Origin of the sequence: Rohdeia mirabilis (assembly GCA_007750655.1) — a bacterium.
Classification (GTDB): domain Bacteria; phylum Planctomycetota; class UBA1135; order UBA1135.
Genome location: CP036290.1, coordinates 4915630 through 4932031, shown reverse-complemented (window position 1 = coordinate 4932031; position 16402 = coordinate 4915630). Strand labels below are relative to the sequence as shown.

11 protein-coding genes are annotated in these 16402 nt (G+C 70.7%); 1 reads left to right on the top strand and 10 read right to left on the bottom strand.

Going from position 1 to position 16402, the window contains the following annotated elements; genetic code table 11:
• Positions 1 to 74: 74 nt before the first annotated feature.
• From Pla163_RS19260 to hemW, 6 genes are all read right to left on the bottom strand, one after another.
• A complete protein-coding gene (locus Pla163_RS19260; RefSeq protein ID WP_419186136.1) occupies positions 75 to 467 on the bottom strand; it encodes a hypothetical protein in 393 nt (130 codons plus the stop codon).
• A complete protein-coding gene (locus Pla163_RS18435) occupies positions 467 to 1159 on the bottom strand; it encodes a hypothetical protein (protein WP_145192214.1) in 693 nt (230 codons plus the stop codon). The genes Pla163_RS19260 and Pla163_RS18435 overlap by 1 nt, the downstream gene beginning before the upstream one ends.
• Before the next feature lie 247 nt (positions 1160 to 1406).
• On the bottom strand, positions 1407 to 3098 hold the full coding sequence (gene bshC / locus Pla163_RS18430; RefSeq protein WP_145192211.1) for a bacillithiol biosynthesis protein BshC: 1692 nt from the start codon (positions 3096 to 3098) through the stop codon (positions 1407 to 1409).
• Between the two features lie 29 nt (positions 3099 to 3127).
• A complete protein-coding gene (pyrF, locus tag Pla163_RS18425; RefSeq protein WP_145192208.1) occupies positions 3128 to 4024 on the bottom strand; it encodes an orotidine-5'-phosphate decarboxylase in 897 nt (298 codons plus the stop codon).
• An 85-nt stretch (positions 4025 to 4109) separates the two neighbouring features.
• Positions 4110 to 5975: an FG-GAP repeat protein gene (locus Pla163_RS18420; protein WP_145192205.1), complete on the bottom strand. Its 1866-nt coding sequence runs from the start codon at positions 5973 to 5975 to the stop codon at positions 4110 to 4112.
• Positions 5976 to 6158: 183 nt separating this feature from the next.
• Positions 6159 to 7415, bottom strand: coding sequence for a radical SAM family heme chaperone HemW (gene hemW / locus Pla163_RS18415; RefSeq protein ID WP_419186135.1), 1257 nt, complete (start codon positions 7413 to 7415; stop codon positions 6159 to 6161).
• A gap of 88 nt (positions 7416 to 7503) precedes the next feature.
• On the opposite strand from hemW, the gene Pla163_RS18410 reads away from it, so the two are divergent.
• Positions 7504 to 11163 (top strand): DEAD/DEAH box helicase, encoded by a 3660-nt coding sequence (locus Pla163_RS18410; protein WP_419186134.1) that lies wholly within the window; start codon positions 7504 to 7506, stop codon positions 11161 to 11163.
• A 272-nt stretch (positions 11164 to 11435) separates the two neighbouring features.
• Here Pla163_RS18410 and Pla163_RS18405 read toward each other — a convergent pair whose 3' ends face one another.
• From Pla163_RS18405 to Pla163_RS18390, 4 genes are all read right to left on the bottom strand, one after another.
• Positions 11436 to 13511 carry a hypothetical protein gene (locus Pla163_RS18405; protein ID WP_145192196.1) on the bottom strand — a complete coding sequence of 692 codons (2076 nt, stop codon included), beginning with the start codon at positions 13509 to 13511 and terminating at the stop codon, positions 11436 to 11438.
• 263 nt (positions 13512 to 13774) lie between these two features.
• Complete coding sequence (gene arsB, locus Pla163_RS18400; protein WP_145192193.1) at positions 13775 to 14806, bottom strand: ACR3 family arsenite efflux transporter; 1032 nt, start codon at positions 14804 to 14806, stop codon at positions 13775 to 13777.
• A gap of 141 nt (positions 14807 to 14947) precedes the next feature.
• On the bottom strand, positions 14948 to 15679 hold the full coding sequence (locus Pla163_RS18395; protein WP_145192190.1) for a hypothetical protein: 732 nt from the start codon (positions 15677 to 15679) through the stop codon (positions 14948 to 14950).
• On the bottom strand, positions 15663 to 16202 hold the full coding sequence (locus Pla163_RS18390; RefSeq protein ID WP_145192187.1) for a hypothetical protein: 540 nt from the start codon (positions 16200 to 16202) through the stop codon (positions 15663 to 15665). The genes Pla163_RS18395 and Pla163_RS18390 overlap by 17 nt, the downstream gene beginning before the upstream one ends.
• Positions 16203 to 16402: the final 200 nt, after the last annotated feature.

Below are 16402 nucleotides of genomic sequence, written 5' to 3'. Positions count from 1 at the left end.
CCATTAGTGGTGGCCTCGGGAGCGAGCGAAGCGAGCGGGAGCGGCCATCCACTGCATCGGCGTGTTGCGTGGCGCTAGGTCGAGCCGCGACGAGTCATCATGATAACCGGTAGGGCGAGAAGGCAGGGGATGGAATAGTCCAACATGAGAGGCGCGAGCACCCACCATTCGGAGATCGAGCAGGGGCAGATCAAGATCGCGGCCGCGCCAGCGAGCCCACCCACGAGGGGGACAAACGAGTAGCCCCTTCCCGCACGCATGGCGCGCAAGCCGCAGAGCGGATTGCCAACGATGAACGTCACGGACAGCAGCCCCAGTAGTGCGGTAGCAGTCCAAGCCATCAAGGCACCGTCAGCATTGTCCGTGCAACGCGTGAGTTCACCGGCAGTTGAGCCGATACCTGTTTTTGCGGTAGCAAAAACGGGTGGCGGGTTAAATGTCCGGTGCAACGATTTGTTGGCAGTCATCACGGCACAACGCTCCCGGCCAGAGATTCAAAGGCACGCATGTACGCTTCAAAGTGCGATATGCCGGCTTGGTTTATTTGGTTGCCGAAGTTCCGCTGTGCCGTATCTAGGAGCAGTGAGCCAGGGCCGTATCCTTGTGTCAGTTGACCGTTCGCCGGCTGAAGAAACCAGAGAGCTGCAACTCTGAAATCCGACTTGCACTTCTCAGAATCATGGGCGATGCGATTTCGGATGCGACTGGCATTCTTCAGAAGATCGGCCTTGTTGTTAAGTGCGCCATACGGGTGACTAGAAAAGAAAAAATCGGCGGTCCGCCAAACCCAGCGTGCATCTGAAGCTTTCAGGTAGTCGCGCTGCGGGTTGTAGTCAACATTCAGGGACAGCACTTCGTAGGCATGGGCCAAAGAATTCGCAGAGCCGTGCTTCAACGCTGGTGAGTAGCCGCTATCGGCACTGGCGCCAGCAAGATATCGAACCAATGTTCTCTCAAGGAATTCTTCCCATGCCGAGACAACGCCCATGAATGCGAGGGCAACAACTTGCCGTAGGTGTTTCGGATGAACCCCCACCTGAATTGAGGGGTGAATCTTTGCTGGGAGGGCAGACATTGCATCCACCAAGCCTCGCGCAGAGGCGATTTCTGCACGGAATGCTTTGTTGACGTGAGCTACTTTCGGCGGCCGACCTGCCATTTGATCTCTCTGTGACTGCTAACGCGTTTTGTACAGACCCGTCGAACCCCGCGAAGCATCGGCGGGTCCGCAGAGCGTAGACACCGCAGCGCGAGCAAGGTTCGTCATGGGCGAGGTTTGTGGATCTTGGCCAAACACGCAGCGGCATGGGTAGGTCCGCAGAGCGCGATCGCCGGACGGTAGCACAAGGCGCAGGGCGCGGGTTGAGGGGTTCGTTCGCAACGCCGCCCCACTGCCACCACGCCGCCTACTGAAGCTCGAGCACCAGATGCTCGCTCGCCAACGGGTCCACCGCCTCGGCCAGGTCGTCGATCCAACCGGTGCCGAACGCGCTCGTGTACTGCAGCGTGGTCAGCACTTCCTCCTGCGGACGCTCCTTCGGGAACAGCGTGTTCTCGAGGCGCCGCTCGTGCCGCCGGGTCTTGCCGGTGCGGTTCGCCGCCACGCGTTCGGCTCGCGCGGTGATGGCGTCGATCGCCGCGCGGTTGTCGTCCGCGGCGCGACGCAGGCGGTGGGCGAGGCCCTTCTCGACCTCGGCCAGCTCGGGACGCAGGGCCTTCAACTCCTCGGCCTGACGCCGCGCCATCTCCCGCAGGCGCTCGAGCACTGCCGGCCGATCCGCGGACGCTTCCGCCTCCTGTGCGAACCGTCCGCGCGCGCGCAGCACGTCCTCGAGCGCCACTCCGCGCTTCGTGAGCGATTCGCGCGCGAGCGCCGACACGAGCGTCACGCGCTGGCGCGGGACCAGCGCGGGGCGCGGTGCGTCCACGGCGCGACGCCACTCGACCGCGAGGCACGCCGCGCGCAGGTCGTCCCACTCGCTCGCGACCGTGGCGACGACCGGCAGCACGAGGTCGCGCGCCAGCGGCTCGAGCAGCGGTCCGGGCGTGAAGCGCTCGGGCGCGGCGACGATCTCGGCCGCCAGCTCGGACGCGCTGCGCCGACCCTCTTCGCCGGCGAACAGGAACTGATCGTCCACCAGGTGCAGCGCGCGCTGTTGGCCCTCGTCGCTGCGGTAGGCGGCGACCGGGTGGTAGGGGTCGAGTTCGACGCGCTCGAGGATGGCCTCGGACGACGAAGACGCGCTGCGAAGGTCGAACACGTCCATGAACGGCTCGAGGCGCACAGCGGACGGTTGGCCCGCGCCGCCCACCGCGACCAGGCGAGCCAGCGCGCGCGACAGGGTCGGACGCAGGGCCGCGGGCTCGACGCACACCACACCGAGCCCGCCCACCAGGGCCGCGAATGCACGCCGCTGCGCCGCGCCGAGCGTCTCGCCCGCACGCGGCATGAACAGCGCGATCGACGGGTCGCGGTGCGCGGTCTCGGGCAGCACGTGGCGCAGTTGCGACGCCAGCGCGGCGAGGCGGTGGGTCGAGTCGCCCAGCTCGATCGCACCGATCCGGCGCCGACCCGAACCCATCGACGGCAGACCCGTGCGCGTCAGGTCGAGGTGCTGGTTGAGCAGCCACGCATCGCGCGCATTCGCCTGGTCGTGCGCGTCGGAACGGATCCACAGGACCGGCGCGACCGGGCGCTCGAGATGCCGCTCCAAAGCCTTCGCGAGCGCGGCGGCGTGCAGCGCGGCGTACAGGTTCGACAGGGGGCCGCCCAAAAACGCCGGGCGCGCCGTCGCCACCACGCACAGCCCGCGCGGATCGCCCAACTTCGCGATGGACGCGTCGATCGCCGGGTGCAGGTGCGACGGGTCGGGGTGGTGCGGATCGACGTGCGCGCGCAGTCGCTCGACCAGTTCGCCGCGTTCCAGGAGCGCCGGATCGAAACGCGGCTCGGGGACCTCGAACTCGGCCAGGCGCGCGGGCACCGGGACGCCACCTGCGCCGCCCAACACCCGTGGCCACGGCCGTTCCGCGAACACGTGGCGCGCGAGCGGGCTCAGGCCGAGCACGTCGCCGGCGAGGTGTCGGGCCTGCGGCATCGGTGGTGGTGCGGCGCGGGGTGCGGCGGTCAGGCGCCGCCGGGCAGCGCGCCCGCGAGGTCCGAGCGCATGTGGTCGAGGGCTTCGCTGGCCGCCGTCTTCCAGTCGGTGTGCCCGGTGCGGTAGGCGAAGGCGATGCCGCGCGACGAGGCGACGATCGCGCCGGTGCCGTCGGGGCGGAAGGCGCCGGACACGTCCTTCGCCGTCGCGCCCTGGGCTCCGTAGCCGGGCAACAGCAAGAAGGCGTGCGGCATCAACTGGCGCCAGGTCGTGAGCTGGTCGGGGTGCGTCGCGCCGCAGACCGCGCCGATCGACGAGTAGCCGCTCGCGCCCAGGGTGTCGGCACCGAGCGCGTGCACACCGGCCGCGACGAGTTCCGAGACCGGCGGTGCGCCGTGTCCCTGCCAGGCGCCGCTGCCCGGGTTCGAGGTCCGCACCAGCACGAACAGGCCTCCACCCGCTGTCTTCGCGGCCTTCGCGAACGGCTCGAGCGTGTCGGCGCCCAGGTACGGCGAGACCGTGATCGCGTCGCAGGCTCCGATGCCCATCGGCGGGTCGAAGAAGGCGCGCGCGTAGGCGTCGGCGGTCGAGGCGATGTCGCCGCGTTTGACGTCGCCGACCACCAACAGGCCCGCCGCGCGCGCGTGGTCGCAGACGCGCTCGAAGGCGGCGACGCCGGCCGAGCCGAGTTGCTCGAAGAAGGCCGACTGGGGCTTCACGGCGGGCACGCGGTCGGCGCACACGTCGACGAGTTGGCAGCAGAAGTCGCCGATGAGCTCGGCGCGCTCGTTCACGTCGCGGTGCGCGTCGGCCGCTCCGTCGAAGGGCGACGGCAAGAGGTCGAGGTGCGGGTCGAGGCCGAGCAGGATCGGCGTGCCCTTCTTCGAGATGGCGGCGGCCAGGCGGTCGCCGAAGGGAGTGGTCATGGCGGGCGTCGAGCGAGAGGTGCGGCGGCGATCGAGGCGAAACTCGAGAACGAGGGCCCAGGATGCCGCTCCCGCGCGCGCGAGGCTACGGCCGGACCGCGAACTCGAGGGCGCTCGAGAACTCCGCGTGGAACGTGGTCGTGTCGAGCAGCACCGACTGCACCGTGAGCCGCAGTCCCACGAGCACGGCCTGGTTCGGGATCGGGAAGGGCGCCGTGCCGTTGCCGCCGACCAGCGGTGCGAGCGCGAGGGCGCGCGGGAAGGGCGCGAGCTGGAGCAGCAGCTCCTCGCCCGCTCCGAGCGGCGTGCCGCAGCCCGAGCCGTCGGTGCCCAGCGCGCCGAAGTAGGTCGCGAGGATGCCGCTGCCGACCGTCGCACCGCTCACCGCGACCGGGACGATCGAGCCGATGCGCGCGACGCCCTGCGGTTCGGCGATCGTCGCGGTGTTGCCGAAGCAGCCGGGGACCGCGCGCCAGAAGTCCACGTCGAAGGCGTACGCCGCGCCCGCGTCCTCGGCGTTCTCGTCCAACTGGATGCCGCCGACGCCGACCGACGCGCTGTCCTCGCCCGGGGCTCCGACGACGAGCGTGTCCCCGTCGATGCCGACATCGATGCCGAACTGGTCGAACTCGCTCGAGTTGGAGGCCTTGAGGTAGGCCTGCTGGGACCAGCTCGAGGCGGTGCGCACGAACAGGTACGCCGCTCCCGCCGATTGGGCGCCGTCGTTCGACTGGATGCCGTCGATGCCGGCGGCGCGACTCGACTCGCCCTCGGCGCCGACCAGCAGTCGCTCGCCGTCGAGCGCGAGTGCGATGCCGAACTGGTCGTAGGCGCCCGTGTTCGAGGCCTTGAGGTAGGCGTCCTGGGCCCAGGTCGTGCCCGCGCGCTCGAAGACGTGGACCGCGCCCGAGAAGTCGGCGCCCCAGGCGAGCGGGTCGCCGCCGATGCCCGTCGCGAGGCTGCTGTCGCCCGTCGCGCCGATCGCGAGCAGGTCGCCGGACAGGGCGAGGCTGGCGCCGAAGATGTCGTTGAAGCTCGTGTTCGACGGCTTGACGTAGGCCTGTTGGCTCCAGGTCGTGCCCGCGCGCGCGAAGACGTAGACGGCGCCGGCGTTCGGCGCGCTGTTGTCGCTCGCGTCGCCGTCGATGCCCTCCGCGCTGCTGTCCTCGCCCTTCGCGCCGACGGCCACCGTGTCGCCGTCGACCTGCACACCGCTGCCGAAGCCGTCGTCGGGATCGGTGTTCGACGCCTTCAAGTAGGCCTGTTGGGTCCACGTCGATCCGCTGCGCACGAAGACGTAGGCCGCGCCCGAGCGCACCGCCGCGTTGTTCGTCGCGTCGCCGCCGACGCCGGTCGCCGAGCTGTCCTCGTTCGGCGCGCCGACCACGACCGTGTCGCCGTCCACGTCGACGCTCGCGCCGAACAGGTCGCCGGCCTGGGCGTTCGAGGGTTTCAGGTAGGCCTGTTGGGTCCAGGTCGAGCCGGAGCGCACGAACACGTAGGCCGCGCCCGCTGCGTCGGCGGTGTTGTCGGCGCCGTTGCCGTCGATCGTCGTGGCCGCGCTGTCCTCGAGGGTCGCGCCGACCACGAGCGTGTCGCCGTCGAGGGCGAGGCTGGCGCCGAACGCGTCCTCGTAGCCCGTGTTGGAAGGCTTCAGGTAGGCCTCTTGGATCCAGCTGCTGCCGGAGCGCGTGAAGACGTAGACCGCGCCCGATCCCGACGCGCTGTTGTCGGCCTCGTCGCCGTTCACGCCCTTCGCGCGGCTGTCCTCGCCGTAGGCGGCGATCGCGATCGTCGTGCCGGAGACGGCCACGCGCGAACCGAAGGCGTCGAACGCGTCGGTGTTGGAGGCCTTGATGTAGGCCTGTTGGGTGATCGCGTCGGACGAGGCGATCGTGGGCGGAACGGTGGCCGTGCCGGTGAGGGCAGCGGCGAGGGCGAGGGCGAGCATGGGGGGTGGTTCGGGGACGGGCCAGGACGATCCGGGTCTCCAAAGCTACGCCGGGGTCCGTGAACGCGCGAGAACCGGGCCTCGGCGCCGCCGCCCGCACAGGCCTCGCGCCCCCAGGCCTCGCTCTCCCCAGGACCGTCCCGATCCCCCACCCGCCCAAGGGGAACAAACGTCAGGACGCGCTCAATCGCGGGGCGGTTGCGGGTCGAGCGCCAGAAACTCCTTCGCCACCCCGTCGGCCAGCGGACGGCCGCGCTCGGTCAGGCGGTAGCGGCCGTCCACGAGCGCGAGCAGGCCGTGCCCCACCATGCGCTCGGCGATCGGGACGGCTGGGTCGGGCGCGGCACCGTCGTCGAAACCGGCCGTCGCGCGCGCCTCGGCCGGATCGACCCCGATCGTGCGTCGCAGGCCGAGCCACCAGGTCTCGCCCAGCCGCGCCAACGCCGACGGTTCCTCGCTCCAGTCGGCGATCGCGCCGGCGTCGATCTCGCACGCCGTCGCCCGCTGCACCGCTCGCAACCACGCGTCCACCGAACGCACGTTGCCGAAGCGCGCGTTGCCGACCTTGCTCACGGCCGACGGACCGATGCCCACGTACTCGCCGTTCGCCCAGTACACGAGGTTGTGCTCGCAGGCCTCGCCGGGGCGCGCGTAGTTGCTGACCTCGTAGCGCTCCATGCCCGCCGCCGCTGCGATTCGCGCCGTGGCCTCGAACATCGCGAGTTCGGTGTCCTCGTCGAGCGGCGCCAGATCGCCGCGCCGCCGCAGCATCTCGAGCCGCGTGCCCTCCTCGAACGTGAGGTTGTAGGCGGACAGGTGCTCGAGCCCGCCGGCCGCCGCGACCACGCGCTCGAGGTCCGCTTCCCACTGGGCGGCCGTCAGTCCGGGCGCGGCGTAGATCAGGTCGGCCGACAAACGCGTCGCCCCGCCCTCGCGCGCGGCGGCCAGAGCGCGCAGGCCCTGTTCGGCGTCGTGCGCGCGGCCGAACAGCTCGAGCACGCTCTGCTGCAGGCTCTGCACGCCGACCGACAGGCGCGTCACGCCACCTGCGAGCAGAGCGGCCGCCTTCGCCGCGTCCAAGCTCTCGGGGTTGCACTCGGCGGTGACCTCGACGGCGCTGGCGCGGAAGCCGCAGATCGAATCGAGCTCGTCCAGGAAGCGCCCGATCTGCTCGGCGCTCGGAAGCGACGGCGTCCCGCCACCCAGGAAGACCGTGCGCGGCGCGAGGGGCGCTCGCAGTCGCGCTTCTGCGAGCAGTCCGTCGAGCGCCCCGTCCACGTCCTCGCGCGCGCCGTTCGGCCGCTCGACCGGCACCGAGTAGAAGTCGCAGTAGGTGCACTTCACCACGCAGTAGGGGAAGTGCACGTAGAGCGCGGTGCCGGGCCGCGCGGCGTGACCCGACGGGCTCGCGTCGCGTCGATCGGATGGCTGGAGCGGCATGGGCGCGCGATGGTAGTCGCAATCCGAGTCCGCGGATCCGCCGCCCCACGGCTTGCCGCCCGGTCCCGCTCGTACTCCAATGCGCCGCATGTCGCGCGACGGGTCGAAGTGGGGCGAGGTAGGGCCCGGGCGAGCGGGGACGCCCTACGACGCGATCTTCTCCGAGGGGTCGCGCTTCCGCGGTCGCGCGTACTTCGCGGACGGGGCGGTGCTCGGGCTGACGCGTGACGGACAGATCTATCGGGCCCGTGTGGCCGGCACGCAGATCTACAGCGTGGAACTCGTCGTGCCGAAGGCGGGCGACCCCGCGCGGCCGCTCGAGCACGACTGCGACTGTCCCGCGCGCAGCCGCTACGGCGACTGCAAGCACGAGTACGCGGTGCTGCTCGCCGTGCTCGACACGCCGAGCGTGGACGAGCCGTTCGACGCGTCTGCAGCGCCCGCGAGCGACGACTGGGGCGGCACGTCGCACGCGCCGCCGCGGACGGCGGCCGAGCGCGCGTCCGACGAGGCTCGGCACCGACTGCGCGAGCTGCACTCGCTGGTCGAGTTCGCGGCGCGGCGGCACGCGATCGAGCGGGGACCGACGGCACCTCTCGAACTGAGCCTGCAGCTCGAGCTCCCGACCGGACTCGAGTTCGACGGGGTCCTGCTGCGGCCCGTCGTGGCGGAGCCGGGCCGGCGAGCGCCCGAACGCGCACGCGAACTGGCGGCGGGTGCCCAGGGCTCGGAGGCCTGGACGTGGCGGCCCTTCGTCGCGGCGGACGGGGAACTGCTCGGCGAAGCGTCCGACACCGCGCTGGACGTTCTCGAGCGCACGGTGTTCAACGACCCCGTGTGGGGGCGCGTTCGTTCCCTGGGCGTGGGTTCGAAGAGCATCCTCGTGATCGACGACGAGGCGCTGCGTTCGGTCGCCGCGCTGTTCGCCGCGGGTGCGGGTCTGCGCGGGCCGTATCCAGAGGGCGCAACGAGCGGGCCGACGCGCGCGCTCGTGCTCGAGAGCGAGCCGTTCGTGTTCGGCCTGCGGCAGGTGGTCGACGGGGACGGCCGGCGGCTCGAAGCCGTGCTCGCCCGCGACGGTGTCGACCGCGTTCCGCGCACGAGCGGCGATCGGGTCTTCCTGCGTCCGCTCGAACCCGATCCCGAACACGCGCACGACGCGCGCGCCGACCGACCGTCGACCGATCCGGCCACAGCCGCAGCCCCGGTCGCGTCTCCGGTCGCGTCTCCGGTCGCCTCCCCGGTCGTTCCCACCGCAGCAGCCTCCGCCGGATCCGACTCGGAGGCCACGCAGGCGTCGCTCGCTGCACCCGTCGCCACTCGCGAAGCTGCCTCGGACCCCACCCCCGAAACGGTGCTCCTCTCGTTCGGTTGGGCGCTCGTCGACGGGTACCGACTCGTCCCGATCGAGACCGACGGCGCCGACGAGATCTGGGAGCGGCTCGTCCTGAAGGGCGGGATCGAACTGGACGAGACGCCCGAGGTGCGCGAAGCCCTGGTCGCGTTCGCGGAGTCGATGGGCACGCGCCTCGCCGGCGTCGACCTGCCGCCGATCACGAACTGTGTGCCGCACCCGATCCTGCGCGTGGACGGGCCGCGGCGCTGGTGGCCGCGGGGCAAGTTGCCGTGCGACGTCGTGTTCGCGTACGGCGGGCGCGAGGTCGGAGCCCACGACTTCGCGACGCGCGTGCTCGTGTCGGAGGACGCGCGCTACGAACGCGATCTCGCGGCCGAGTCGGCGCGTCTCGACGAGGCCTTCGCGAACGGGATGGAGCCGTTGCCGGACGCGTTGGTCGACGAGGACGAGACCGGGTGCGTCGTGCGCCGGAACTTCGACGGGCTCGTGCAGAGCTTGATCGATCTGGGATGGACGGTCGAGGCCGAGGGACAGCTCGTTCGCTCCCACTCGTCGAGTACGGCCAGCGTGTCGAGCGGCCTCGACTGGTTCGGGGTGACCGGAGCGGTGCGCTTCGACGGCGTCGAGGTGCCGCTGCCCGACGTGCTGCGCGCGGCTCGCACGGGCGAGACCTGGATCGAGCTCGGCGACGGATCGCGCGGTCTGTTGCCCGCGAACTGGCTCGCGAGTTGGGAGTGGCTCGAGCACGGTCGCGAGAACCCCGACGGCACGCTGCGCTTTCGGCGCGAGCAGGGGTGGTTGATCGACGCGCTGTTGTCGGCGCGCGGTCCGGTCGACGCCGATGCCGAGTTCCGACGCTTCGTCGAACGGCTCGAGCGCTTCGAGAGCGTGCTGCCCAAGGACCCGCCCGCGTCGTTCGAGGGCGAGCTGCGCGGCTACCAGCGCGAGGGCCTGGGGTGGTTCGCGCACCTCGAACGGCTCGGGATCGGTGGGTGTCTGGCCGACGACATGGGGCTCGGCAAGACGGTGCAGGTGCTCGCGTGGCTGGAAGCGCGGCGCAAGCGTCGGCCGGCCGCGGGCGAAGCGCGCCGCCCGTCGCTCGTGGTCGTGCCGCGCTCGCTGCTCTTCAACTGGAAGGACGAGGCTGCTCGCTTCACGCCGAAGATGCGCGTCGCGCTGCACCACGGGTCGAAACGCAAGCGCGAGATCGACCGGACGTTCGGCGCCGATCTGGTCGTGACGACCTACGGCACGCTGCGCAGCGACATCGCACTGTTCGAGGACCAAGGGTTCGACGCGGTCGTGCTCGACGAGGCGCAGGCGATCAAGAACGAGAGCAGCCAGGCGTCGAAGGCCGTGCGGTTGCTCGAGGCGCGACAGCGGGTGGCGCTCTCCGGAACGCCCGTCGAGAACCGCATCGAAGAGCTGTGGGCGCTGTTCGAGTTCCTGAACCCGGGGATGCTCGGGTCGGTGCCCGCGTTCCGGCGCCTGTTGACCGGCAAGGCGTTCGACGCGGCCACGCAGATCGGCGGCAAGGGGGCGGAGAGCGCGGCGCCCGAGGACGACGCGGAGGCCCGGAGTCGGGCGCGCGTGCGCGCGATCGGACGCGCGATCAGGCCCTTCTTCCTGCGCCGGACGAAGGAGCAGGTCCTGACCGATCTGCCCGAGAAGACCGAGCAGATCGTGCAGGTCACGCTGCCGCCGAAACAGCGCCGCGCCTACGACGAGGCGGCGGCGTTCTTCCGCGCGCAGATGCTCGGTGCGGAGGGCACGGACGGCGGCGCGCCGCTCGACACGATGTTGGTGCTGACCGCGCTCCTGCGGCTGCGCCAGCTCGCCTGCCACCCAGGACTCGTCGACCCGAAGCGGGCGCTGGATCCCTCCGGCAAGCTCGACGAGCTGATTCCGATGCTGACCGAACTCGTGTCCGAGGGGCACAAGGCGGTGGTGTTCTCGCAGTTCACGTCGCTGCTCGAGTTGGTGGCGCAGCGTCTCGACCACGCCGAGCTCGAGTTCGAGACGCTCACCGGCAAGACGCGCGATCGCAAGGCGTGCGTCGAGCGTTTCCAGACGGACCCGACGGTTCCGCTCTTCCTCGTCAGCCTCAAGGCGGGCGGCACGGGACTGAACCTGACGGCCGCGGACTACGTGTTCCTGCTCGATCCCTGGTGGAATCCGGCCGCCGAGGCCCAGGCGATCGACCGCGCCCACCGCATCGGCCGCACGCGCCCCGTGCACGCCTACCGCATCGTCGCGCGCGACACGATCGAGTCGCGGGTGCTCGAGTTGCAGGACTCGAAGCGCGAGCTGGCCGCGAGCTTGATGGACGGCGCCGCGTCGGGTGCGGGAGCGGTCACGCGCGAGGACCTGCGGGCGCTGCTCGGGGGGTGAGGGGGGGACGGCGACGTCACGCCACGGGGTCGCCGAGCCACGCGAGCTCCACGCGAGTTCTGCGCGCCAGTCCTCGAGATCGACGTAGCGCACGCGTCCGTCGCTCGGGCACGCGACCCTGGGGCGACCGACTCGCTCCACCTTCGACCGTGGGGCTCGAGACCGCGTCGTTCATCGATCGAGCTCGTTCCAGCTGACGACCCTCGGCCCGCGGCGGCGGCCAACGGCAGCGAGCGGTCCGCGCTCACTCGGCCCCGCTCACTCGCCCACCCTCACTTGGCGCGGGCGCGCAGCATCACCTCGGTGTCCTCGGAGAGGAAGAACGGCTCGAGCGGCTCGAAGTCGAAGAACGGCGACTCGGGCGGGACGAGGCGCACGGCACCTTCGGTCCACGGCAGCTCGCTCTCGGTACCCGTGTACGTGTCGCCACTGCCCGCGAACGACGTCATGCCACGCACGGGCTCGCCCGTCTCCACGTCGTCGATCCGCACGCCGACCCAGAAGTCGAGGTCGAGCGCGACCGGTTCGCCCGTGTCCGCGTCCACGGCGGTGACCCTCAGCTTCGCGGTGCGGCGCGGCACGAGCTCGACGGTGGTCGTCTCGCCCGTCTCGACCACGAACGGCTCGCTCGCGAGTTCGGGCGCGTCGTCCGACCCGAAGAAGCGCACGCTCGCGGTGTACGTGCCGCGGGCCACCGGGCTGGCGCCACTCCGAGCGGCGTCCTCGAAGTTGAACGAGACGTGGCGTCGATCCTCGAAGGCCTCCTCGGTCGTCGAGAGGCTCACGTAGCCGCCGCTCCCCGCGACGCCCTCGGGCAGGACGAACTCGACGAAGCCGAGCGTGTCGAGCGGGATCTCGACGTCCTTCACGACGCCCGCCTCGACCTCGACCACCGCACCCGCGCCGAACGGATCGACCTCGATGCGGTGGAGCGCCGGATCCAGCCCGAGGATCTCGCGAACGAACGTCTCTCCAGCGACCAGCTCGGGTTCGAACATCGCGTAGTGCTCCCAGGGGAACTCGGACTCGGGCGACGTGCGACGCGAGATTCGCACTTCAAGCTCGTCACGCGCGAGACCGAGCGTCTTCCGGTCCGCGCTGAGCGTGATCCGCACGCCGCCGCGACCGTCGAGCGCGGACTCCGCGCGCAGGTCGACGAGCGCCTCCTCGCCGGCCGCCAGCTGGCGCCGCTCGATGCGCGAGAGCGGCTCGTCCTCGCGCTGTTCGATCCAGATCCGCGTCGACGCGGCGGCGAGTTCGGACACGACGACGGGCTCGTCGTTCGTGATCGGCACGCGCTGCGTGTCGCCGGACGGGTAGGTCGTGGTCACCACGTAACTGGTCGGCTCCGTCGGCCCGTCGTGCCGGACGCGGACGCTCGCCGCGCTCGCGAGCCTGACCTCGACCTGTGACGCGTTCGGCGCGACGGGGAACGAGCGCCACTCCTTGCCCGGCGCACCGACCCAGACCGACTTCTCCACGGCCGCGCGGGGAAGTTCGAGGGGCAGCACGAGGCTGGAGCGCGCCTCGGCCAGGCCGTAGTCGCGGCCGAACGAGTACGTCGCGCGCGACGGCGGTGCCATCGATCCGCCGAACGCGACGCTGACTTCTGTGCGCTCGGCGAACGGCACGCCGTCGGCCCAGACGAGGAGTGCGCCGCGATCCACTCGCGCGCGCAGCACCAGGTCGGGGACTCGTGGCGCAGCTCCGTCGTGCGCGATGGCGGGCGCGTCCTCGGCGCTCGCGAGTTCGTACGCGACCGCGAGGAGGCCCGCGCACTCGATGCTCAGGAACTCCTCCAGCGCGCGCGGCTCACTCGGAAGCAGGAAGGCGGAGTCGGCGATCTCGTGCTCCGTCGCTTCGAGCCCCGCGCCCTTCCACAGGACGGTGCCGAACCACGTGCGATCGAGCCACGGGCACGCGTCGACGTCGAGACGGACGAGCACGCCGCTCGGCTCGGGGTCGTTCTCCGTCGCGGCCTCCTCGGTCTGGATCGGAGCAGCGCTCGACTCCGCGACGCTCGCTCGCGACTCGCGTTCGGCCCTTTCGGCGGCCTGGGCGAGCTCCACCGCTTCGAGCGCGCGTGCTCGTTCGGCCTCGACGGCGAGCTTCGCCTCGATCTCCTGTGGCAGCGCACCCTCGCCGAACAGGAAGATCGCGCCGCCCACGACGAGCGCGAGCAGCACGAGCACGAGGGCGAGCGGGAGGAACGACGGCGAGGTGGGCTTGTCCATGGCGAGTTCCCGTGGGGGTGGTGGGGCGCTCCACCTTAGGTGATGGACTCGGCACGGAGCCGCGACAGGGAGTCGGACCCCACTTCGTCGGTCGACCGACAGGAGGTGCCGCACGAATCCGAGCCGCGCCCACCCCGGCCACTTCCGGCCGCACGCCGGCCTGGGTTCGCTGGTGACCCGGGGGCGAGAGAGTGGCTCGCCAGATCGAGCGTGGCCCGGACGTCCTCGAGCCACACGTCCGGGGCGCCTCGACGGCCTCGGCGGCCGACATCCGTCGTTGCGGTCGTGGACGAGGGGCTGACTCGTTCAGCACGTCTCGTGCGGCACTTTGTGTTGGTCGACCGACGAAGTGGGGTCTGACTCCGTATCTCGGTACGTCACCGCCCGACGTCCTCCGGGAACCACCCCTTCGTCCGGTTCGCGAAGGCCACCAGCGACAGCATCACCGGCACCTCGATCAGCACGCCGACGACCGTCGCCAGCGCTGCTCCGGACGCGAGGCCGAACAGGCTGATCGCCACGGCCACCGCCAGCTCGAAGAAGTTCGACGCGCCGATCAGCGCGGCGGGCGCGGCCTGGGCGAAGGGCAGGCGCAGGGCGCGGGCGGCCAGGTAGGCGATCGCGAAGATGCCGTAGGTCTGCAGCGCGAGCGGGATCGCGATCAACAGGACCCGGTCCGGCCGCGCGAGCAGGGTCTCGGCCTGGAAGCCGAACAACAGCACCACCGTCGCGAGCAGGCCGACGATCGACAGGGGTTTGATGCGCGCCGCGAGCCGCTCCACCGCCTCGACGCCGCCGCTGCGGATGCGTCGGCCACGGGTCGACACGCCGGCGACCAGCGGCACGACCACGAAGACCACCACCGAGGCCACGAGCGTGTCCCAAGGCACCTCGAGGTCGGTCACGCCAAGCAGCAGCCCTGCGATCGGCGCGAACGCGAACACCAGGACCACGTCGTTCACCGACACCTGGACCAGCGTGTAGTTCGCGTCGCCATCGGTCAGTTGGCTCCACACGAACACCATCGCCGTACAGGGCGCGACGCCGAGCAGGATCATTCCGGCCATGTACTGCTGCGCGTCCTCGGCCGGTACGAGCCCAGCGAACACGTGCTCGAAGAACAGCACGCCGAGCGCCGCCATCGTGAAGGGCTTGATCAGCCAGTTGACGACCAGCGTCAGCCCCAGCGCGCGCGGTCGCCGCCCCACCTCGGCGAGGCAGCCGGGCTCGACCTTGAGCATCATCGGATAGACCATCAGCCAGATCAGCACGGCCACCGGGAGGTTCACGCCGGCCCATTCGAGCTGCGCCACGGTCTCGAACCAGCCAGGCACGAGCGACCCGAGCGCCACGCCAACTGCGATGGCCAGGGCGACCCACAGGGACAGGAAGCGTTCGAAGAGGCCCATGGGGTGCAGTGTGGCGCGGCGGGGGCGGTTCGCACGCAGCACGGCGGCGACGAGTGGCCGATGGGGGGCGGTCGGTCGGGCTCGGCGTGGCCGGCGCCGGGTGGAGTTGGCCGGGCTGCCGGGTGGCGTCGCTGCAGCGTCTCAGTCGGTCGAGGTGACTCGGTCTCCCGCGGCGACGAGCTGTTCGAGCACGTCGATGATCCGCTTCGACCGCTCGACACTCGCGTCTTCGAAGTAGCCAGGAAGCGCTTCGACGAAGTAGCGGTCAGCGAGGACTGGAGCCAGATTCTTCCCGACCGCGCGGCGTAGGTCGCTCCTGCTCGCTCGCATCTCGTCGAGCAACTCCGGCCGTCCATCGACCACCCGGACGAGGTCCTCGAGATCGTGGCTCGTGAGCGGATCGTCCTGACCGCGCCCGGCGTAGGCCTCGAGTTTCGTCGCCAAGAAGTGCGGCGCGTCCACGTGGCGCAGTCGGCGGCCGGAGGGCAGCTCGAACGGGGTGGCGTGCGCGAAGGCCGACGGGTACCAGGGGTTGCTGAACCCGAGAATGTTCTCGTCCAGTGGCATGAGGTCGAGCGTGAGCTCGTCCGGCTTCTCGCCGTGCTTCCAGCGGCAGATCGGATCGCTCGCGCGTCCCGGCTGGACGAAGCCCAGCGAGCAGAGTCGTGCTTCGATCCTGGCGTACTCCACGTAGCTCGCGGCCTCGACGATCACGTCCACGTCGTACGTCGCTCGCGCCGACTCCGCTGCCGAGTCGGTGATGAGGAGCCCGACCGCCGTACCCCCGACGAGGACGACCTCGTCGAGCAGGCCGCCGAGCCGTTCTGCGACCGCCTCGAGCTGGGCGATGTTGGGGTCAGCGGGGTGCGTCATCGATCAGCCGCGTGCGCAGTTCTTGGCGGGCGAGTGCTTGTTCTCGGGTCGCTCCGCACCGGATACCGTCGACCAGCGCCAGCAACTCGTGCATGCGCGCATCGCGCCGCGCGATGCTTGGAACCGAGCGGTACAGAGGCTCGACGCTCCGACCGCGGACCGTGCCCTCGGGGTCCGCCCAGACCAGTGGGATCTCCGAGGGGGGCGACTGGATCAGGGCGTTCAGCGGAGCGGCGGAATACGCCGTCGGAACGCCGCGTGTCACCCTGCCCGGCGCGACGTGGAAGGCGACCGCGACTCCGTGTTCGAGGAAGCCGAGAATGGCCGAGCGACGCGGAACGGGTTTCGTGCCCCCGGCCGGGTCGGGCATGAGGAGCCCCGCATCCAAGGCGCGGTGGACGGCCATGTTGGCTCCTCCCGTGCTGAGCCCGAGCCGTTCGGCGAGTTCGACGTAGGTCCAGCCCGGGTCTAGGCCGAGGCAGAGCTGAAGGCAGGCGAGGAGGTCTTGGCCCTTGATATACATAGGGATACACCATTCATGAATGGTGAACGAATGGTGCCGATCGAACCTGTACTTCGTCAAGACGGAGCCTGCTCCAGCAGCTGAATCCGGACTCGATGTGCCGCACGTGATCCGCCTCGCGGACTCACCGGACCGCTCGGAGGCGAGTCCCTCGTCGGCCGCCGCCGCTCCTGTCCGACTGGATCCGATCGCCCGACACT